Source organism: Chryseobacterium sp. Marseille-Q8038 (assembly GCF_965111995.1).
Genome location: NZ_CBCOPN010000001.1, coordinates 547,284 through 563,451, shown reverse-complemented (window position 1 = coordinate 563,451; position 16,168 = coordinate 547,284). Strand labels below are relative to the sequence as shown.

The following is a 16,168-nucleotide window of genomic DNA, read 5'->3' as shown; positions in this document are numbered from 1 at the left end:
TTATTTTATTTCCTCTTTTCAAGAAGACTGTCCAAACTCCATTTATAAGCCGGAATACAGGCCAATAGAAATGCCGCCGTACAGTCCACAAACACGCTATAATCAAAGGGGCTTTTTATGCCGAACGAATACGCCATTGATAACGCGAACAGTAAGGTAAGTGCGGCTGCTCCCAAAGAGACCAGTCTTGTTTTGTAACCGACAATCAGCAATATTCCAAAAACCGTTTCCAGCAGAGTGGCAACAACCGCCAAAAAAGGAATAGTACTTTTGGGTGCAAACGAATTGACCGATGCCGTATATTCCAAAAATGAGTTCCAGTTTCCCCAAGTATCTACCTTTTCACTCCACATACCGAACCTGCCCGCAACGGCAGATAAAAATGTTAATCCAAGTCCACATCTCAATAACAGCGATGCCAGTGGCAATTTTGCTTCCATAAAATTCAAATTTTGAGATAAATGTATAACTTTACTGGATGAACCCAGTAATCCAGTTTTAATATAATAGATAATCCAGATGGAATATTTTAAGGGTTTAATCCCAATAGACAAATCATCAAAAGTTCCGGTTTACTTACAAATAACCAATGCATTCATCCACCAGATACGCAATGGACGGTTACGTAAAGGATTGAAGTTGCCGGGTTCCCGAAAATTGGGAAGCCTGCTGAACATTAACAGGATGACGGTTGTGGCTGCTTACGATGAATTACAGGCACAGGGTTGGATTGACCAAAAGGCCAAAACAGGAAGTTTTGTGCGTGACGAATTGCCGGAATTAATGCCAAAGCCGATTACGGAAACGGATGAACTATTAATGTTGCCAAATGAAATACCGTTTGCCGTCAACAATAATTTAATCCAATTCCCTTATTTTACATCTACCCAAAATAAGCTGTTAACGATAGACGATGGTTTTCCTGACCTACGTTTAACACCGATTGAAGAACTAAGCAGGAATTTACGAGGACTTTCTAAGGTTTCCGGTTACAAAAAGCATTTATTTTATGGAGATACGAAAGGGAACTTGGCTTTACGGGAGATATTGGCGGAATTTTTAAACGACACGAGGGGGTTGCCCGTTACTACTAACAATTTGCTGATAATACGAGGCGCTACGATGGGGCTGTATTTAACTGCCCGTGTGATAACCCAAGCTGGTGATAATGTGATTATGAGCGAGCCGGGATTTATATTTGTTCGTGAATTGATGGAACAATTACAGCTCAATATCCATTACGTTCCTGTTGATGAAAATGGATTAGATGTTGATGCAGTTGAGCGCATTTGTAAGACAAAGCAGATTAAGTTTATTTATACCGTTCCCCACCACCACTATCCGACCACGGTTACCTTACCGCCCGAACGCCGCATTCAACTATTAGAGTTGGCAAATACCTACAACTTTGCCATTATCGAAGATGATTACGATTATGATTTTCACTATGCCAGTACACCTATGATGCCGATGGCCAGTATTGACCAGCACGGTAGTGTGGTGTATATTGGCACGTTGACCAAAACCTTAGCCCCATCCATTCGGATTGGATTTTTGACCGCTACGGAAAAGTTCGTTGATTTGGTTACCTCGTACAGAAAATCCATTGATTTTCAAGGAGACACCTTTATGGAATTAGCGATTGCATCTCTTTATCAGGACAGGACAATTGAGAAGCATATAAAGAAGTCGGTGAAAATTTATAGAAGCCGGAGAGATTATTTCTGTGAATTGCTGAAAGACCAACTCGGGGATAAAATCAGTTTTGACATTCCAGATGGCGGAATGTCGGTATGGACGAAATTCCATGATATTGATTTAAAAAAATTGAATGAAAGAACAATAAAAAAAGACTTGAAAATTAATTTTGGTAAATATTATGGTGCAACAGAGCTTGTTCCAAACAATACCCGAATGGGCTTTGCCAGTTTAAATTTCGAGGAACAGGAAAAGATTGTTGAAATCTTAAAATCCTGTATATAGAAGATGTTAGATATTTTTGAAAAGGAAGACCGCTATGAATTGTCTTCCTTTTTAATCTTACGTTACCCTTGCTGTACCAAGTGCTGCAAATCAGGGTCATTCTTAATCCGCTCCATTTCGCTTTCCACAATATGCAGAATGTCCGTTTTTATCTGACGATAATTATTTTCAATTTCCTGCTTCATATTGTCGGTTCCGCTTTCATCCACAAAAGATAATATCTGCGGTATCTTTTTGTAGGCTTTGGTTTCGGCGGCTACCTTGTCATTATCCACCACAATTTCAGCGTGAAAAATCTTTTGCTCGATACGCTCCTCAAAGTTGTCGGACACCGAACCTACGAAGATACCTTGTGTAAGCGTTGAGATTTTGGAAGCAGGTATCAGACTATCCAGTTGGGTGGAAATGGAGGTCGATTTATCATTCCGGTTGATGGTCATGCTTTGACGTTTCTGCAATACTTTTCCGAAGCGTTCACTTAGACTTTTTGCCGTTTCGCCGACAACTTGACCAGAGAAGATATTACCCACGGTATTTTGGATAACCTTACTTTCCTTGTCGCCATAATCACGGGTCAATTGACTAAAATCCTGAAAGCCCAAGCACACTGCCACCTTATTACTTCTCGCCGTTGCGATGAGATTGTCCAGTCCCCGAAAATAAATCGTGGGCAACTCGTCAATGATAACCGAACTCTTTAATTGTCCTTTTTTGTTGATGAGTTTGACAATGCGTGAATTGTACAAACCCAATGCAGCCGAATAGATATTTTGGCGATCGGGATTATTGCCTACACATAAAATCTTTGGCTCTTTCGGATTGTTGATGTCCAGCGAAAAATCATCGCCTGTCATAACCCAATACAGTTGTGGCGAAATCATTCTTGACAACGGAATTTTAGCCGATGCGATTTGTCCCTGTAACTGGTCTTGTGCGCCTCCTTGCCAAGCATCCATGAACGGCGACAAATAGTTTTCAAGTTCAGGATATGAAGTAAGGATGGTAAACACATCCGCATACCGTTTATTCAGTAATTCTATGGCGTGCGGAAACGTGCAATATTTACCGCTATCGTAGATTTTCAAAAACCAAATGATAGCTGCCAAAAGAATAATCGGGCTTTCCACAAAGAAGTCGCCCTGCTTCTGTATCCAGCTACGGTTGAGGTTCAGCATAATAGTATAGGCAGCTTCGTAGGCATCGGAAATGTCCGTCATAAAATCGGGATTGAGTGGGTTGCAACGGTGGCTCCGTCTCGGGTCATCAAAGTTGATGATAAAAAATTGTGGCTTTACCTTATACTTATCGGAATGGTTCAGCAGATGGTTATAAGCAATGGTCGAAAGGTCGTCAAATTTAAAATCGTAGATGTACATACTGAAACCTTTCTCAATCTGCTGTTTGATATAATTGTTTACGATTGCGTAGGATTTACCGGAGCCGGGCGTGCCTAAAACAATGGTTGCCCTAAATGGGTTCACGATGTTTATCCAGCCATTGTTCCACTTGCCTTTGTAATAAAATTTGGATGGCAGGTTTACCGAATATTCATTCTCCATCAATTTGGTTTCCTGTTGGAAACTCTCGTTTTCATTATTGAAAACATCGTCCATCAGGTTATTACGGAGCAGTCTGCTCATCCACACCCCAGCCATGAGCAGGGCGATATAGCCCATACCTGTTGTAAGGATATAGAGAGTTGTAGCAATTCCAGCCGATAATTTCAGCAACGGAAAGTTGAGAAAGAACAACACGAAGCCTACGGCTAAGGCAATGTAGATCTTCGTCCATGTTATCTTTTCGTTCTTCACACCTTTGGTTCCCAAACAGCTTAACGCCAGCAATACCAGCGCAAAAATTTTGGTGTAAAGTGTATTGCCGAACAGCCCTGCCGTCCGGTCAAAATTGGTCAGTATCTTTGCGATAACTTCCAGTGTCCAGCCACGTTGCTGAAAGAACCCGTAACAGAACCAATAAAAGTGCATCAGCACCAAAAGGATGCTCACTGCACGCATAAAAGCCATGATTTTGGCTAAACCTCTTAAATCGTCTTCTCCTTGCATATCATTTAATTTTTTAGTGATGCAGGGAATTTAGAGGCTATTTAAAAGGGCTGGTTCAGATAGTTATCGGATGGCTTGTGGAGGCTGTGTTTGGCAGCATTCGTCTAAAACTGCAAAGACCAAGATGCTAATCCTGGTCTTTGTGGTTTCAATGAAAATTATTGCTTTCTGCCCCGTTTTTTCTTTTTCTTCATGCGGTTGGCAAACGCCTGTTCCTCATAATCTTCGCCCTGTGCTTCGGGCAGCAACCCACCCAAACCGTCAATCCATCCGAAATCATCGGCAGGCTGCACTGCATGATTAAGGAAATCAAAAAGCCTGTGGGTTTCTTCCTTTTCATCCGCACTGTTTTTGGATGCTGCTGCCTCATACTTGGTGCTGCTCTGTTCCATCGTTTGGCGTTGCTCAACCGCCTGTGCCGACCACCAGTCGTTAAACACATTTGCAGACAGGTTCTTGCCCAAAGCCGAACCGTTCCAAACACTGCGGCTCTCGTGGTCGATAAAGGTCATGCCATAAATACGCCCCTCATCATTACGGCGTACCACGGTATTGATGCCCTGTTCCATCAACTGCTTTTTAAAATCGGTTTCGTTGGTTGCCGTGTGCATCGCCGCTTCAATGGTATTTTTTAGGACGGCTCTTGCTGGGGAGGCTTTCATCTGTTCTTTGGACTTTTCAAAATGGTTTTGCAATTCGGCAAGTCCAGCCTTTTTGCCGAACAAAGAAGCCTTAAAGGGATTGCTGGCTTTTTCTCCACGCTCGTTCAGTGCAAAATAGACCAGCCCGTTTTTAGGTTGTCCGTTCAGTTCGCCCTTTACTTCCTCTACTGTAATGTTGAAAAGCGAAAGTAAGGCATTGTAAGCACCAAGACTTTGGTAGCTGTAATATTTTGGCAGGTATCTGACCACCGATGCGATTTGGCTCTTAATATCTCCGGCTCGGTAATCCACCGGATGGAAAACCTGCTCTTTGCCAGTGTGCTGTTTTTCGATGGCTGGTATCAGATTGAACCGTTGCTCCAAAGCCCTGCAAGCATCCATCGACCGTAGTTTTTCGTAGGTATCGGGTATCTTTTTGCCGTGGCGGTCAACGTTGGTCGATACGATATGGATATGGCTTCGCTCAATATCGGTATGCTTGAAAACGATATAAGGCTGCTCGCCGTAACCCATGCGCTGCATATATTCTTCCGCCATTTTAATGAACTGCAAATCGCTGACCTTATCCGCAGGATCAGGGTTCAGCGAAATGTGCAGCACGGGCTTTTCCGTCCGTTTGTTTGCCATGAAATAAGGTTCGAAAGAACGGTGCAACTGTGCCACGGTATAGTTGCCGTCCGGTGTTTCCATTATCCGGTTTGTGGCTAATATCTGCCCGTTTTCCTTGTCCACTTTAAGCTGGTTGTAGGAAAGTGCGCCAATCATATTGGCTCCGTGACCAATCTTCGCTATCATTTTTCTCCGCTTTTGGTAAGGTGTTTCGTTTCAAACTCCGCTGTCAGTTCCATAATTTCACGACATAGTTTTGCCATTTCCGCCGTCTGTTTTTCCAGTTTAAAGAGATAGGCTGCCGCTTTCTTCTCGGAAAAATTGCGGTACAATATCTTCACGACCTGATTGTAATTGACCCCGACCGCTCTAAATTGGGCGAACAAACTCGTGAGCCTTGTGTAATAATCCATTGCCGCCATATCCACTTTTACACTTTTAATCGGCTTCTGAAAGAGAACGGAAGTCACAAACTGTGCTTTGTTGTCCGCTCCCGATGCTTCATAAAGTGTAAGGAATTTGGCATTTTCCTCGTCTGTAAGACGAAAAACATAACGGTGGACGGCTGGGTTTACCTTGGGGCTACGTCCACCTTTGTTCAGTTTCTTTTTCTCTTGTCCATTCATCACTCATCCATTTTAAGTTCAACAAAACCCCGACTTCGGAGGGTGTTTTCCGGCTCCCTGCAAGGGCAAGTTGTTTTGAGGCACGCAGGAGGTTCCGAGTGCCTCAAAACACAACTTGCCGTGTTCCGTTGAACACAAAAATCCGCCCTTCGGGACGGATTAAATGTAACAGGGAAAACGGCTCGATGCCGTTCCCGTTACCCTCCATTTTGTCAAAAGACTTTTGCATAAATCCGTTAATAATAATCATTGTACAAAGTAAAGCCCTACCTGTAAGAGTATTGCAATGCGATACCCGGACAAAGACTGCCTTTGAGTGCCAAACACTGCCACACCTCAATCAGCGGATAAATCAATCGCTTTATTTGCCGTATAATTTTAGTGCAGGTAGTAAAAAATGTATTTCGACAAAGAAGAAAATCAGGTTTGCAAACAGGCAGTTTGGAATAAAAGCATAAGGTTTTAAAAGCATAAAACAATAAAAGTGTAAAAGCATAAAAGCGGTAAAGCAATTTACCTATTGTAAGGTTTGCCACTTGCTAAAGAATGTGCCTGACAAGGCAAAAATGAAAGCAAATACCTGTGCAGGAAAGTACGCAAAAGGGAATGCAGGAATATAGGAATGAGGTAATAATCAGATAAACCAATATTCAATCCTGCAAAACAAATAAAGTGTGTAACAATAAATTTTTAAATAATGGAAACAACAAAGAAAACTTTAAAAATCAGCTTCTCCACCCAAAAAGGCGGTGTGGGAAAATCTACAATGACCACCTTGCTGGCAAGTGTGCTTCACTACCGTTTAGGTTTTAATGTGCTGGTGATGGACTGCGACTTTCCGCAACACAGCCTGACCAATATGCGTGAACGGGATAAGAGAACCATAATGCAGAACGACTACCATAAAAAGGCGGCAATGAAGCAGTTTCAAGCCATCAACAAAAAAGCGTACCCGATTATCAAATGCAAGGCTGAAACAGCTCTGGAGAAAGCATCGGAATACAGAAGCCAGTCGGCGGTTGTGCCGGATGTTATTTTCTTCGACCTGCCGGGAACAGCCAATACCAAAGGTGTACTGACAACCTTAAAAAAAATGGACTTCATCTTTTCGCCCATTACTGCCGACCGTTTGGTAGTGGAAAGTACATTGGGCTTTACCAAAGCCTTTCTCGGACTTCCCCAAACGGACGAGGGCAATCCCGAACAAGAGATGTGGCTGTTCTGGAACCAAGTGGATGGCAGGGAAAAAACAGGTTTGTATGATGCGTATCAAAGTGTCATCAAAGAACTCAACCTGCCCATAATGGAAACAAGGATAATGGACAGCAAGCGTTTCCGAAAGGAAACAGACGACACAGGCAGTTATGTATTCAGGTCAAGTTTGCTGCCTGCCGAACCACAGTTAATGAAAGCAACTAAAATGGATTTGTTTGTCGAGGAATTTTTAAAAATCACTCATCTATAAAAATAGTAAAGTATGGCTTCAGATAACAAAAACAACGATTTTGAAAAGCCCAATGTTGATGAGGAATACCTTATGAACGTCATAAGCGGCGATGAGCCTGTTGCTCCACCGACCATTAACAAAAAGCAGGATGTACCAAAGGAAAACAAGCCCAGGGAAAAAGCCCGTAACAGTTCATCAAAGAAAGCGGACTACGAGGAAACGTTTTTGGTCAATCGTTTTCCATCGGGGCGTAATGGCAAGGTCGTTTACATACGCCCTGAATACCACGAAAGATTGCTCCGCATCGTTCAACTGACAAGGGAAGAAAGAACAACGCTCTACTCTTACATTGACAATATTCTTGAACATCATTTCAGGGAGTACGGGGACGATATTACCGATTATTTCAATGAACATTTTAAACCCATTCTATAATGAAGAAAGATAAAAAGAACAGGAATACTGTTGCAGCCGGCAGCAACTCCGATACAGTTAGCAATACAGCTAAAACAACCTATGAAAACGCATTTATGCAAATGAATAAAATGCAGAAAAGAGGCAATAAAAGCATATACCTAAGTCCTGAACATCACGAGCGTTTAACCCGCATAGTCCAGATTATAGGCGATGATAAAATACCCTTGTTTGCCTATCTCAATAATATTCTTGAACATCATTTTAAAGTATTTGAAGATATGATTACAAAAGAGTTCAACGAAAAGTACAAAGGCTTGTTTTAAAAAACCTACGTTATGGAAATAGTAATTGTGATATGCCTGCTGATAGTCATTGTCCTGCTTTTACAGGATAAGATTGTCATTAAGAAAAGGACAAAACAAGAACCTCCGCAGAAGAAAGTCAATCCGAACCTGCCCGATATTATGGGGCAGCCAAAATCCGTAGAACGCCTTTCAATGCCAAACGCTGCCAATGAACGCCAAATTGAGGAACCGGAGATAAACCCCGCTAATTTAGACATTGAATACGACGAAAATGAAAACGTCGGCATTCAAATCCGCAAGGAAGAGCTGGACGAAGTTTTCAGTAATATACCTGATTTGGAGGAAGAGGAAGAAGATTGGAACAGGTACGGAATATCCGGTGGCGATGACGGTTTTGCCCAAGGGGTTACCTTTGAAGAACTAAGCTCCGTGGGGGTGTTGCTCCAAAAAGAAGAATTGGAACCAGCCCAAAAGGAAACAGCGATAGCCATAGTTCAAAAAATACAGGGAACCGAATTATTCAGCCTATTGGAGAATTCTATGGAAGATGCTTCCCGAAGAATAGCCGAGCTTTTGGATAGCACCCTTTCATCTGAAACGGAAGACAGTTCTTCCACTTTGCGGAAAAGTGATTTGAGTGATTTTGACATTGGGGAGTTTGTTTAGGCAAGCTCCCTTTTGTATGTTAGACACAAATTAAAAATTGTTCAAACGCTATAAAACTAAGTGCCCGCTATTTTTACAAATTTTGGAGTATCGAACTTCGGTGTAATTGTTGGCATATCTACTTTGACTGATATTGGCATTGGAAAATCAACTCCCATAATAATTGCTTCTCCTGACCCTAAAGATGGTAAAAAAGAAAGAGTTTCTTTATTGGCAGTCGAGCAAGCACTCGCGATTGCTTCCTTATCTTGATAATTTATCAGCCTATGAGTAATGAATGTTCCCATTTGACTTAGCGTACCAACAGGAATATCTCTTGGCATTTGTGTTGATAAACATAGAAATAATCCATATTTACGACTTTCTTTAGCAATGTTATCAAAAGCATTTAATTCTGTGCTTTCAAAATATTCATCCTTAATTTTCTTGTTTAAAAACTGATGGGCTTCATCTACAAAGAGAATTAGAGGATTTTCTCTGAAAATATTAGTTCGAGCTTTATTCAATAAGTATCTTCCCAATGAATTTGCCAAGATTTCTCTTGCCTGAAAATTATAAGGTACATTTTCAAAACCAATTCTTAAAATATTTAATTCTGGATTATTCAAAAACTCGTCTATCTTGGTTATTAGGTTATTTGTGGTTGGAGCATTAAATCCAAACATACCGGAATAATCATTGTCCGATATTACATTGTTAACACGCATTATTAAACTCGTTGCATTTCCATAATTTCTTTCATCTCTATTGTTTGCCCAACGGTCGTTGAATATTTGAAAACATTCATTCCCTATTTGCCTGTGGAGTAGATTTATACTGAAATTATTTATTGTGAAATCTTCTATAATAGATTTATAAGTAAAGTAGGCATTATTATATGCCGCAGTAATATTATTTTGTTTTACAACTAATCCATTATTTATAACTACTTGCTGACCCCTGAATGTAAAAGTATCGTTAGTTCCATCATTATTATGTCCATTATTAGGAATATTCCCTAATAAGCAATGTGCAACTTTTAACGACTTAATAGCTTCCAATAAAACGGGTTGCTGTACTTGTCCTGATGGTCTGAACAGAACGAATAAATCATTAATGGTTAAATTCTGATATGGAAAATAGCTTTCTGAAATCAGTGTTGAATGGTCAACTTTTGGATGAGCATCAAATGTAGAGTATTCTCCCGTTGGGTCTAAGATTATAGCTTTTGCTCCGGTTTCTATAACTCCCTCAATAAATTTGCTGATGGTATAACTTTTCCCTCCTCCAGTTGTACCAACAACCGCACAATGACGACTAAATATCGCTTGCAAAGAAATATCTACGGGAACATTTTTATCGTATATCAAATTCCCCATTCTAAAAGTAGGAGAATGTTCGATATTTTCGGGTTTTATGCCAAAGGTTTTGAAATGTGTAGAAAGAAATTCCGACGAACAAATGAATACCTTAGAACCAATGAGTGGGAGGCTATTTATCCCTTTTTCTATTCTACTCGGGTCAAACAAATCAAATGATAAAAGAATTTCTATTCTTCCTACTGGATGAAATGCTTTAGTTGAAAAAGTTCTTTCACTTAATTCCAACCGTTCTTTTTCAGGTAACGATATTTCCAACATTTTTCCCAGAAAACCTTTTTCCTCTCCCTCAACAACAATATAGTTTCCTACAAGTCCACCTCTCAACACTTCTGCGTGGTGAACAAATGTTTTCATCAAAACAGAAGACGGGAAATGCACTTTCACAAATGCAGGGGATACAAAATTTACATACCCAAGAAAATGACTGTGATTAAAGGGGCTATTGCTCATATCTAACTATTAGGGATATTAATTACTATTTGTCGTGTATCTTCCTGATTGTAAGATTTTAAGTCAGGATAATTCTTAGCGAAATCCTCAAAGGTTTCTGAAACAATAGATATATTGGAATATTTGTTTGCAGCATCAATAAAGGGTTTCATATTTTCGTTGGTTTCATCTATCCCTTTATTTACAATCATCAATTGAAAGCCTGGATTTTGTTCCAAGGCTTCGATGATTGCGGTTACGATATGTTTATCCCCGAAACTAAAGCCTATTGTAATAAGGAAAACATTCTCCTTTCTCAAATTGGACTGGAACCTCGACATCATTTCAAAATACGGCTGTTCATAAGAGCTTTCATATTTTGATTGATGTGGATATATCATCAATGGTTCGTCAGGTTCTTCTTTTTGTATAATCTTGTTGTCTTGCTTTTCCCAATTTACAGAACCGTGTAATTTGTACAAATGGAAAACTTTTTGAATAAAATTGTCTTCTTCTTTTACTCTACTTTGATTGCGGGAAACAATATCGTAATCATAATTACGCCCACTAAATATTCTTGGTTGAGAAAATGAAAACCCGTCTATAACAACAAAATTGCTTTCACAAGCTGATTGTTCAAACATTAGGTCATAATTCAATGTAAACAGCTTAAATCTTGGTAAAGTAACTTTGCGTTTCGTTATTTTATTTAATAAGAGCGTATGTGGCGAATTATCTGGCAAACTCAATTGACAGGCTTCTTTGATAAAATCTTTAATTTTGTTTACACAATCCTCAATATCTATATCCTCTTTGGGTATATATGGTATAGCAGGTGTTGCCATAGAAAGAACCTTTTCTAAATTCTTTACTATAGAGCCATCATCCCATTTTTCATCGTAGCCAATAGTTTCAAGTAACTTTCCAAAAACATCGGCTGTTAAAAGAGCTTCCGCATCATCCCATAAATTTGCCATCGACTTACCCAACTTCCCATCTTTTCCCCAACCAATAGATGACCCTGCACCAGTTAGAAGTAATAAATTCTCAAACTGATTATTTAGAGTTTGGGAGTATTTATTCCTATTTGTTGCAATTGCATAATCAATTCTATTTTCGGTACTTTCTTTGAAATCGTGAAGTTTGCCGTCGATATATACTTTTATATCAGTAGCATCACTATCATCATAAGCAACAGAACTGTTATTGTTGAGTAAAATGTATTTCATATTCGCATATTTTATTTGTTAACCTTTTTATTGCCAAAGAAGAGTTGTTAAAAACCTAATCTGCATTATTCTTGATTGCATTTAATTCTTTTAAAACAATTTTTAAAGCCTGCTTTCCTATTTCTTTATCGTCAATAAGTCCCTTTATTTTATCTGAAAACCATAAAACCAATAGCTCATCAATTGGGGTATTCAAAAATTCTGCAAGCTTTTCGATGTGTTTTCTTGGCAATGGTCTTTCTTCATTTTCGACTTTACTGATAAAAGCACTATCCAGTTCCAATGCAGCCCCAACTTCCCGTAGGAACAATCCTTTACTTTCTCTTAGTCTTTTTATGTGTTTTCCAAATGCCATTTTGCTTTTTTAAGACTTGTCTAAATATGTCAAATTTAAGCAAAATAGTTTAATAAATACGGATTTAGACTTTCTATAAAGCCACTCACTGCCAAATCATTCCTTTGACTGCCACTTTATTATAACGCCCTGATTTCTGAAACACCTTTGTTCCGAAAGTCCGCAAGGTGCGGGATAACAATAACAAATTAATGTGTTTCAATTATGGAAAAACAGAGAAAAAAAGTTTTGCTGGCAGCCGTGGCTATGCTGTCAGGAATTGGTGCGTTCGCACAGGGAAACGGCTCGGCAGGTATCAACGAGGCTACCCAAATGGTAACTTCCTATTTCGACCCCGCAACCCAATTAATCTACGCCATCGGTGCGGTCGTGGGCTTGATAGGGGGCGTTAAAGTTTACAATAAGTTCAGTTCGGGCGACCCCGACACATCGAAGACTGCGGCAAGCTGGTTCGGTGCGTGTATCTTCTTAATCGTAGCGGCTACCATCCTGCGTTCATTCTTCCTTTAATCCTTTGCTTTATGAACAATTACAACATAAACAAAGGCATTGGCAGGACAGTGGAATTTAAGGGACTGAAAGCACAATACCTGTTCATTTTCGCTGGCGGACTGCTCGGTACGCTCATCCTCGTGATGATACTGTATATGGCAGGCGTAAACTCTTACATCTGCCTGTTCCTCGGAGCAGGCGGTGCTTCGCTCATTGTGTGGCAGACCTTTTCACTAAACAGGAAGTACGGCGAACACGGGCTAATGAAAATCGGAGCAGGAAAAAGACATCCCCGATACATCATTTGTCGCAAGCCTGTACACCGCTATCTGAAATTCACTCCTAAATCGAATGCCCTATGAGAAACGTTGCAAAGACAACAACGCTGGAAAACAAATTTCCTTTGTTGGCAGTAGAAAACAACTGCATCCTTTCCAAAGATGCGGACATTACCGCCTGCTTTGAGGTTCGTTTGCCGGAACTGTTTACGGTAGCATCGGCGGAATACGAAGCTATTCACTCCGCCTGGCATAAGGCTATCAAGACCTTGCCGGATTTTACGGTCATCCACAAACAGGATTGGTACATCAAAGAAAGCTATGCTCCCGATTTGGCAAAGGAAGACCAAAGTTTTTTGGCTAAATCCTACCAACGCCATTTTAATGAGCGACCATTTCTGAACCATTATTGTTACCTGTTCCTGACCAAGACCACTAAGGAAAGAATGCGTATGCAAAGCAACTTCAGTTCGCTTTGCAAAGGTACGCTCATACCAAAGGAAATCAGGAACAAGGAAACGATACACCGCTTTATGGAAGCGGTGGCACAGTTTGAGCGTATCGTGAACGATAGCGGTTTCATAACCCTGCAACGCCTTACCGAAGATGAAATCATCGGAACGGACGAAAAGCAGGGATTGTTGGAACAGTACCTAACCCTGTCAAGGGAAAGCGGAACACCGATGCAGGACATCGCACTCGGAACGGAAGAAGTCCGTATCGGAAACAAAAGGTTGAGCCTGCACACCTTGTCCGATACAGACGATTTGCCCGGAACGGTATCGGCTGATACCCGTTTTGAAAAGCTATCCACCGACCGGAGCGACTGCCGTTTGTCGTTCGCTGCTCCCGTGGGATTACTCCTTAGCTGTAACCATATCTACAACCAATATTTGTTTTTGGATAACAGCGAAGACAACCTGCAAAAGTTTGAAAAGTCCGCCCGCAATATGCACTCTTTGGCAAGGTATAGCAGGGCAAACCAAATCAACAAAGAGTGGATAGAAAAATACCTGAACGAAGCCCACAGCTTCGGTCTGTCGTCTATCAGGGCACACTTCAACATTATGGCGTGGTCGGAAGACCCTGCGGAGCTGAAACAGTTAAAGAACGATTGCGGTAGTGCATTGGCATTGATGGAGTGTAAGCCTCGCCACAACACTACGGACGTAGCCACTTTGTTTTGGGCTGGAATGCCCGGCAATGCAGGCGATTTTCCGAGTGAGGAAAGTTTTTACACTTTTATCGAACCTGCCTTGTGCTTCTTCACAGAAGAAACCAACTATCACAATTCGCCCTCGCCGTTCGGTATCAAGATGGCTGACAGGCTTACAGGAAAACCTATCCATTTGGATATTTCCGACCTGCCTATGAAGTGTGGCATTATCACGAACCGGAACAAGTTTATACTTGGTCCGTCAGGTTCGGGAAAATCGTTCTTCACAAACCATATGGTAAGGCAATACTACGAACAGGGCGCACACGTATTGTTGGTAGATACGGGTAATTCTTATCAGGGCTTATGCGAACTCATCAAAGGAAAGACCAAAGGTGAAGACGGTGTTTATTTTACGTACACCGAAGACAACCCGATTGCATTCAATCCATTTTACACGGATGATGGGGTTTTCGACATCGAAAAGAGAGAAAGTGTTAAGACCTTAATATTGACACTATGGAAACGTGATGATGAACCGCCAACCCGTTCGGAAGAAGTGGCATTATCCAATGCCGTATCAGGTTATATTGAACGTATCAAAACAGATGATGTTTACCCATCATTCAACGGTTTCTACGAGTATGTCAAAGGTGATTACCGCAAGGTACTCGAAGAAAAACAGGTAAGGGAAAAAGACTTTGACATTGCAAATTTCCTGAACGTCCTCGAACCCTACTACAAGGGTGGCGAATACGATTATCTGTTGAACTCCGACAAGCAGTTAGACCTGCTTTCCAAACGCTTTATCGTGTTTGAAATTGATGCGATTAAAGACCACAAAATCCTCTTTCCCATAGTCACAATTATCATTATGGAAGTTTTTATCAACAAGATGCGGAGGCTGAAAGGTATCCGAAAACTCATCCTGATTGAAGAAGCGTGGAAAGCGATTGCCAAAGAAGGAATGGCGGAATATATAAAATATTTATTTAAAACCGTCCGCAAATTCTTCGGAGAGGCGATTGTCGTTACGCAAGAGGTAGATGATATTATCCAGTCGCCCATTGTAAAAGAAAGTATCATCAACAATTCCGACTGTAAAATCCTCTTAGACCAGCGTAAGTATATGAATAAATTCGATGACATACAGGCAATGTTGGGGCTTACAGATAAGGAAAAAGGTCAGGTACTTTCTATCAATATGAACAACGATGCAAGCCGACTGTACAAAGAGGTTTGGATTGGCTTAGGTGGTACGAACTCGGCAGTCTATGCCACCGAAGTTAGTTTGGAGGAATACCTCGCATACACCACCGAAGAAACCGAAAAAATGGAGGTAATGCAATTAGCTTCCGAATTGGACGGTAACGTAGAACTCGCCATTAAGCATATCGCAATGCAAAGGCGTGACAAAGCAAATCAATAGTCATTAACATTTTAAAATTCATAAAAATGAAAAAGTTCCTTTTTATGGTGTGTACGGCACTAATGCTCGCCGTAGCACCGTCCGCAAAAGCACAATGGGTAGTAACCGACCCCACAAATCTGGCATCGGGTATTCTCAACAGTGCGAATGAAATCGTACAGACTTCTTCCACGGTATCCAATGTAATTAAAAATTTCAAGGAAGTGGAAAAGGTGTATAAACAGGGTAAGGAGTATTACGACAAGCTACAAGCTGTAAATAATCTTGTAAAAGATGCACGTAAGGTACAGCAGACTGTATTGCTTGTCGGTGACGTATCCGAAATGTATGTTACCAACTTCGGTAAGATGATGAACGACCCGAATTTTTCTGCACAGGAATTGGCAGCTATCAGCAATGGTTATTCGGCATTGCTGAATGAAAGTACCGAACTGCTGAAAGAACTCAAACAGATTGTAACCTCATCAAGCCTTTCGCTGAACGACAAAGAGCGTATGGATATTATTGATAGAGTGTACAAAGAAGTAAAGGAATACCACAGCTTGGTACGCTACTATACCAATAAGAATATCTCTGTAAGTATTCTAAGAGCAAAAAAGCAGAACAATACCAAAAGAGTGCTTGACCTCTATGGAACTCCTAACCAAAAATACTGGTAGTT

General features: G+C 40.8%; 16 protein-coding genes. 9 read left to right on the top strand and 7 right to left on the bottom strand.

Annotated features, from left to right (window positions below):
- Nucleotides 1-5: 5 nt before the first annotated feature.
- Nucleotides 6-440, bottom strand: coding sequence for a DoxX family protein (locus tag ACWPWS_RS02620; protein WP_219242967.1), 435 nt, complete (start codon nt 438-440; stop codon nt 6-8).
- A 79-nt stretch (nt 441-519) separates the two neighbouring features.
- Between ACWPWS_RS02620 and ACWPWS_RS02615 the strand changes: the two genes are divergently transcribed.
- Nucleotides 520-1,983, top strand: a complete 1,464-nt coding sequence (locus ACWPWS_RS02615) for an aminotransferase-like domain-containing protein (RefSeq protein WP_219242966.1) — start codon at nt 520-522, stop codon at nt 1,981-1,983.
- A gap of 62 nt (nt 1,984-2,045) precedes the next feature.
- On the opposite strand, the gene mobC is transcribed toward ACWPWS_RS02615, so the two are convergent.
- The 3 genes from mobC to mobA all read right to left on the bottom strand — a co-directional run bounded on the left by mobC (nt 2,046) and on the right by mobA (nt 5,943).
- Nucleotides 2,046-4,046, bottom strand: coding sequence for a conjugal transfer protein MobC (gene mobC / locus ACWPWS_RS02610; protein ID WP_219242965.1), 2,001 nt, complete (start codon nt 4,044-4,046; stop codon nt 2,046-2,048).
- 158 nt (nt 4,047-4,204) lie between these two features.
- Nucleotides 4,205-5,503 carry a conjugal transfer protein MobB gene (gene mobB, locus ACWPWS_RS02605; RefSeq protein WP_454045381.1) on the bottom strand — a complete coding sequence of 433 codons (1,299 nt, stop codon included), beginning with the start codon at nt 5,501-5,503 and terminating at the stop codon, nt 4,205-4,207.
- Nucleotides 5,500-5,943, bottom strand: coding sequence for a conjugal transfer protein MobA (gene mobA, locus ACWPWS_RS02600; protein WP_454045380.1), 444 nt, complete (start codon nt 5,941-5,943; stop codon nt 5,500-5,502). Before mobA ends, mobB begins: the two co-directional genes overlap by 4 nt.
- 697 nt (nt 5,944-6,640) lie before the next feature.
- Between mobA and ACWPWS_RS02595 the strand changes: the two genes are divergently transcribed.
- Genes ACWPWS_RS02595 through ACWPWS_RS02580 form a run of 4 tightly spaced genes read left to right on the top strand, consistent with a single transcriptional unit; the run spans nt 6,641 to nt 8,778 of the window.
- Nucleotides 6,641-7,408 (top strand): ParA family protein, encoded by a 768-nt coding sequence (locus tag ACWPWS_RS02595; protein ID WP_019974889.1) that lies wholly within the window; start codon nt 6,641-6,643, stop codon nt 7,406-7,408.
- Between the two features lie 12 nt (nt 7,409-7,420).
- Nucleotides 7,421-7,825, top strand: a complete 405-nt coding sequence (locus ACWPWS_RS02590) for a DUF3408 domain-containing protein (protein ID WP_066434606.1) — start codon at nt 7,421-7,423, stop codon at nt 7,823-7,825.
- A complete protein-coding gene (locus tag ACWPWS_RS02585) occupies nt 7,825-8,130 on the top strand; it encodes a DUF3408 domain-containing protein (protein WP_066434593.1) in 306 nt (101 codons plus the stop codon). The genes ACWPWS_RS02590 and ACWPWS_RS02585 overlap by 1 nt, the downstream gene beginning before the upstream one ends.
- 12 nt (nt 8,131-8,142) lie before the next feature.
- Nucleotides 8,143-8,778, top strand: a complete 636-nt coding sequence (locus ACWPWS_RS02580; protein ID WP_019974892.1) for a hypothetical protein — start codon at nt 8,143-8,145, stop codon at nt 8,776-8,778.
- A 56-nt stretch (nt 8,779-8,834) separates the two neighbouring features.
- On the opposite strand, the gene ACWPWS_RS02575 is transcribed toward ACWPWS_RS02580, so the two are convergent.
- The 3 genes from ACWPWS_RS02575 to ACWPWS_RS02565 are packed head-to-tail and all read right to left on the bottom strand — an operon-like array spanning nt 8,835 to nt 12,152.
- On the bottom strand, nt 8,835-10,589 hold the full coding sequence (locus ACWPWS_RS02575; RefSeq protein ID WP_026357461.1) for an ATP-binding protein: 1,755 nt from the start codon (nt 10,587-10,589) through the stop codon (nt 8,835-8,837).
- A gap of 2 nt (nt 10,590-10,591) precedes the next feature.
- A complete protein-coding gene (locus ACWPWS_RS02570; protein ID WP_019974894.1) occupies nt 10,592-11,797 on the bottom strand; it encodes an SIR2 family protein in 1,206 nt (401 codons plus the stop codon).
- 55 nt (nt 11,798-11,852) lie between these two features.
- Nucleotides 11,853-12,152 carry a helix-turn-helix domain-containing protein gene (locus ACWPWS_RS02565; RefSeq protein WP_019974895.1) on the bottom strand — a complete coding sequence of 100 codons (300 nt, stop codon included), beginning with the start codon at nt 12,150-12,152 and terminating at the stop codon, nt 11,853-11,855.
- 204 nt (nt 12,153-12,356) lie between these two features.
- On the opposite strand from ACWPWS_RS02565, the gene ACWPWS_RS02560 reads away from it, so the two are divergent.
- The 4 genes from ACWPWS_RS02560 to ACWPWS_RS02545 are packed head-to-tail and all read left to right on the top strand — an operon-like array spanning nt 12,357 to nt 16,166.
- Nucleotides 12,357-12,662 (top strand): DUF4134 domain-containing protein, encoded by a 306-nt coding sequence (locus ACWPWS_RS02560; protein WP_002979435.1) that lies wholly within the window; start codon nt 12,357-12,359, stop codon nt 12,660-12,662.
- An 11-nt stretch (nt 12,663-12,673) separates the two neighbouring features.
- On the top strand, nt 12,674-13,006 hold the full coding sequence (locus tag ACWPWS_RS02555; RefSeq protein ID WP_019974897.1) for a DUF4133 domain-containing protein: 333 nt from the start codon (nt 12,674-12,676) through the stop codon (nt 13,004-13,006).
- Nucleotides 13,003-15,507 carry a TraG family conjugative transposon ATPase gene (locus ACWPWS_RS02550; protein ID WP_313091824.1) on the top strand — a complete coding sequence of 835 codons (2,505 nt, stop codon included), beginning with the start codon at nt 13,003-13,005 and terminating at the stop codon, nt 15,505-15,507. The genes ACWPWS_RS02555 and ACWPWS_RS02550 overlap by 4 nt, the downstream gene beginning before the upstream one ends.
- A gap of 26 nt (nt 15,508-15,533) precedes the next feature.
- Nucleotides 15,534-16,166, top strand: a complete 633-nt coding sequence (locus ACWPWS_RS02545) for a DUF4141 domain-containing protein (protein ID WP_019974899.1) — start codon at nt 15,534-15,536, stop codon at nt 16,164-16,166.
- Nucleotides 16,167-16,168 lie beyond the last annotated feature (2 nt).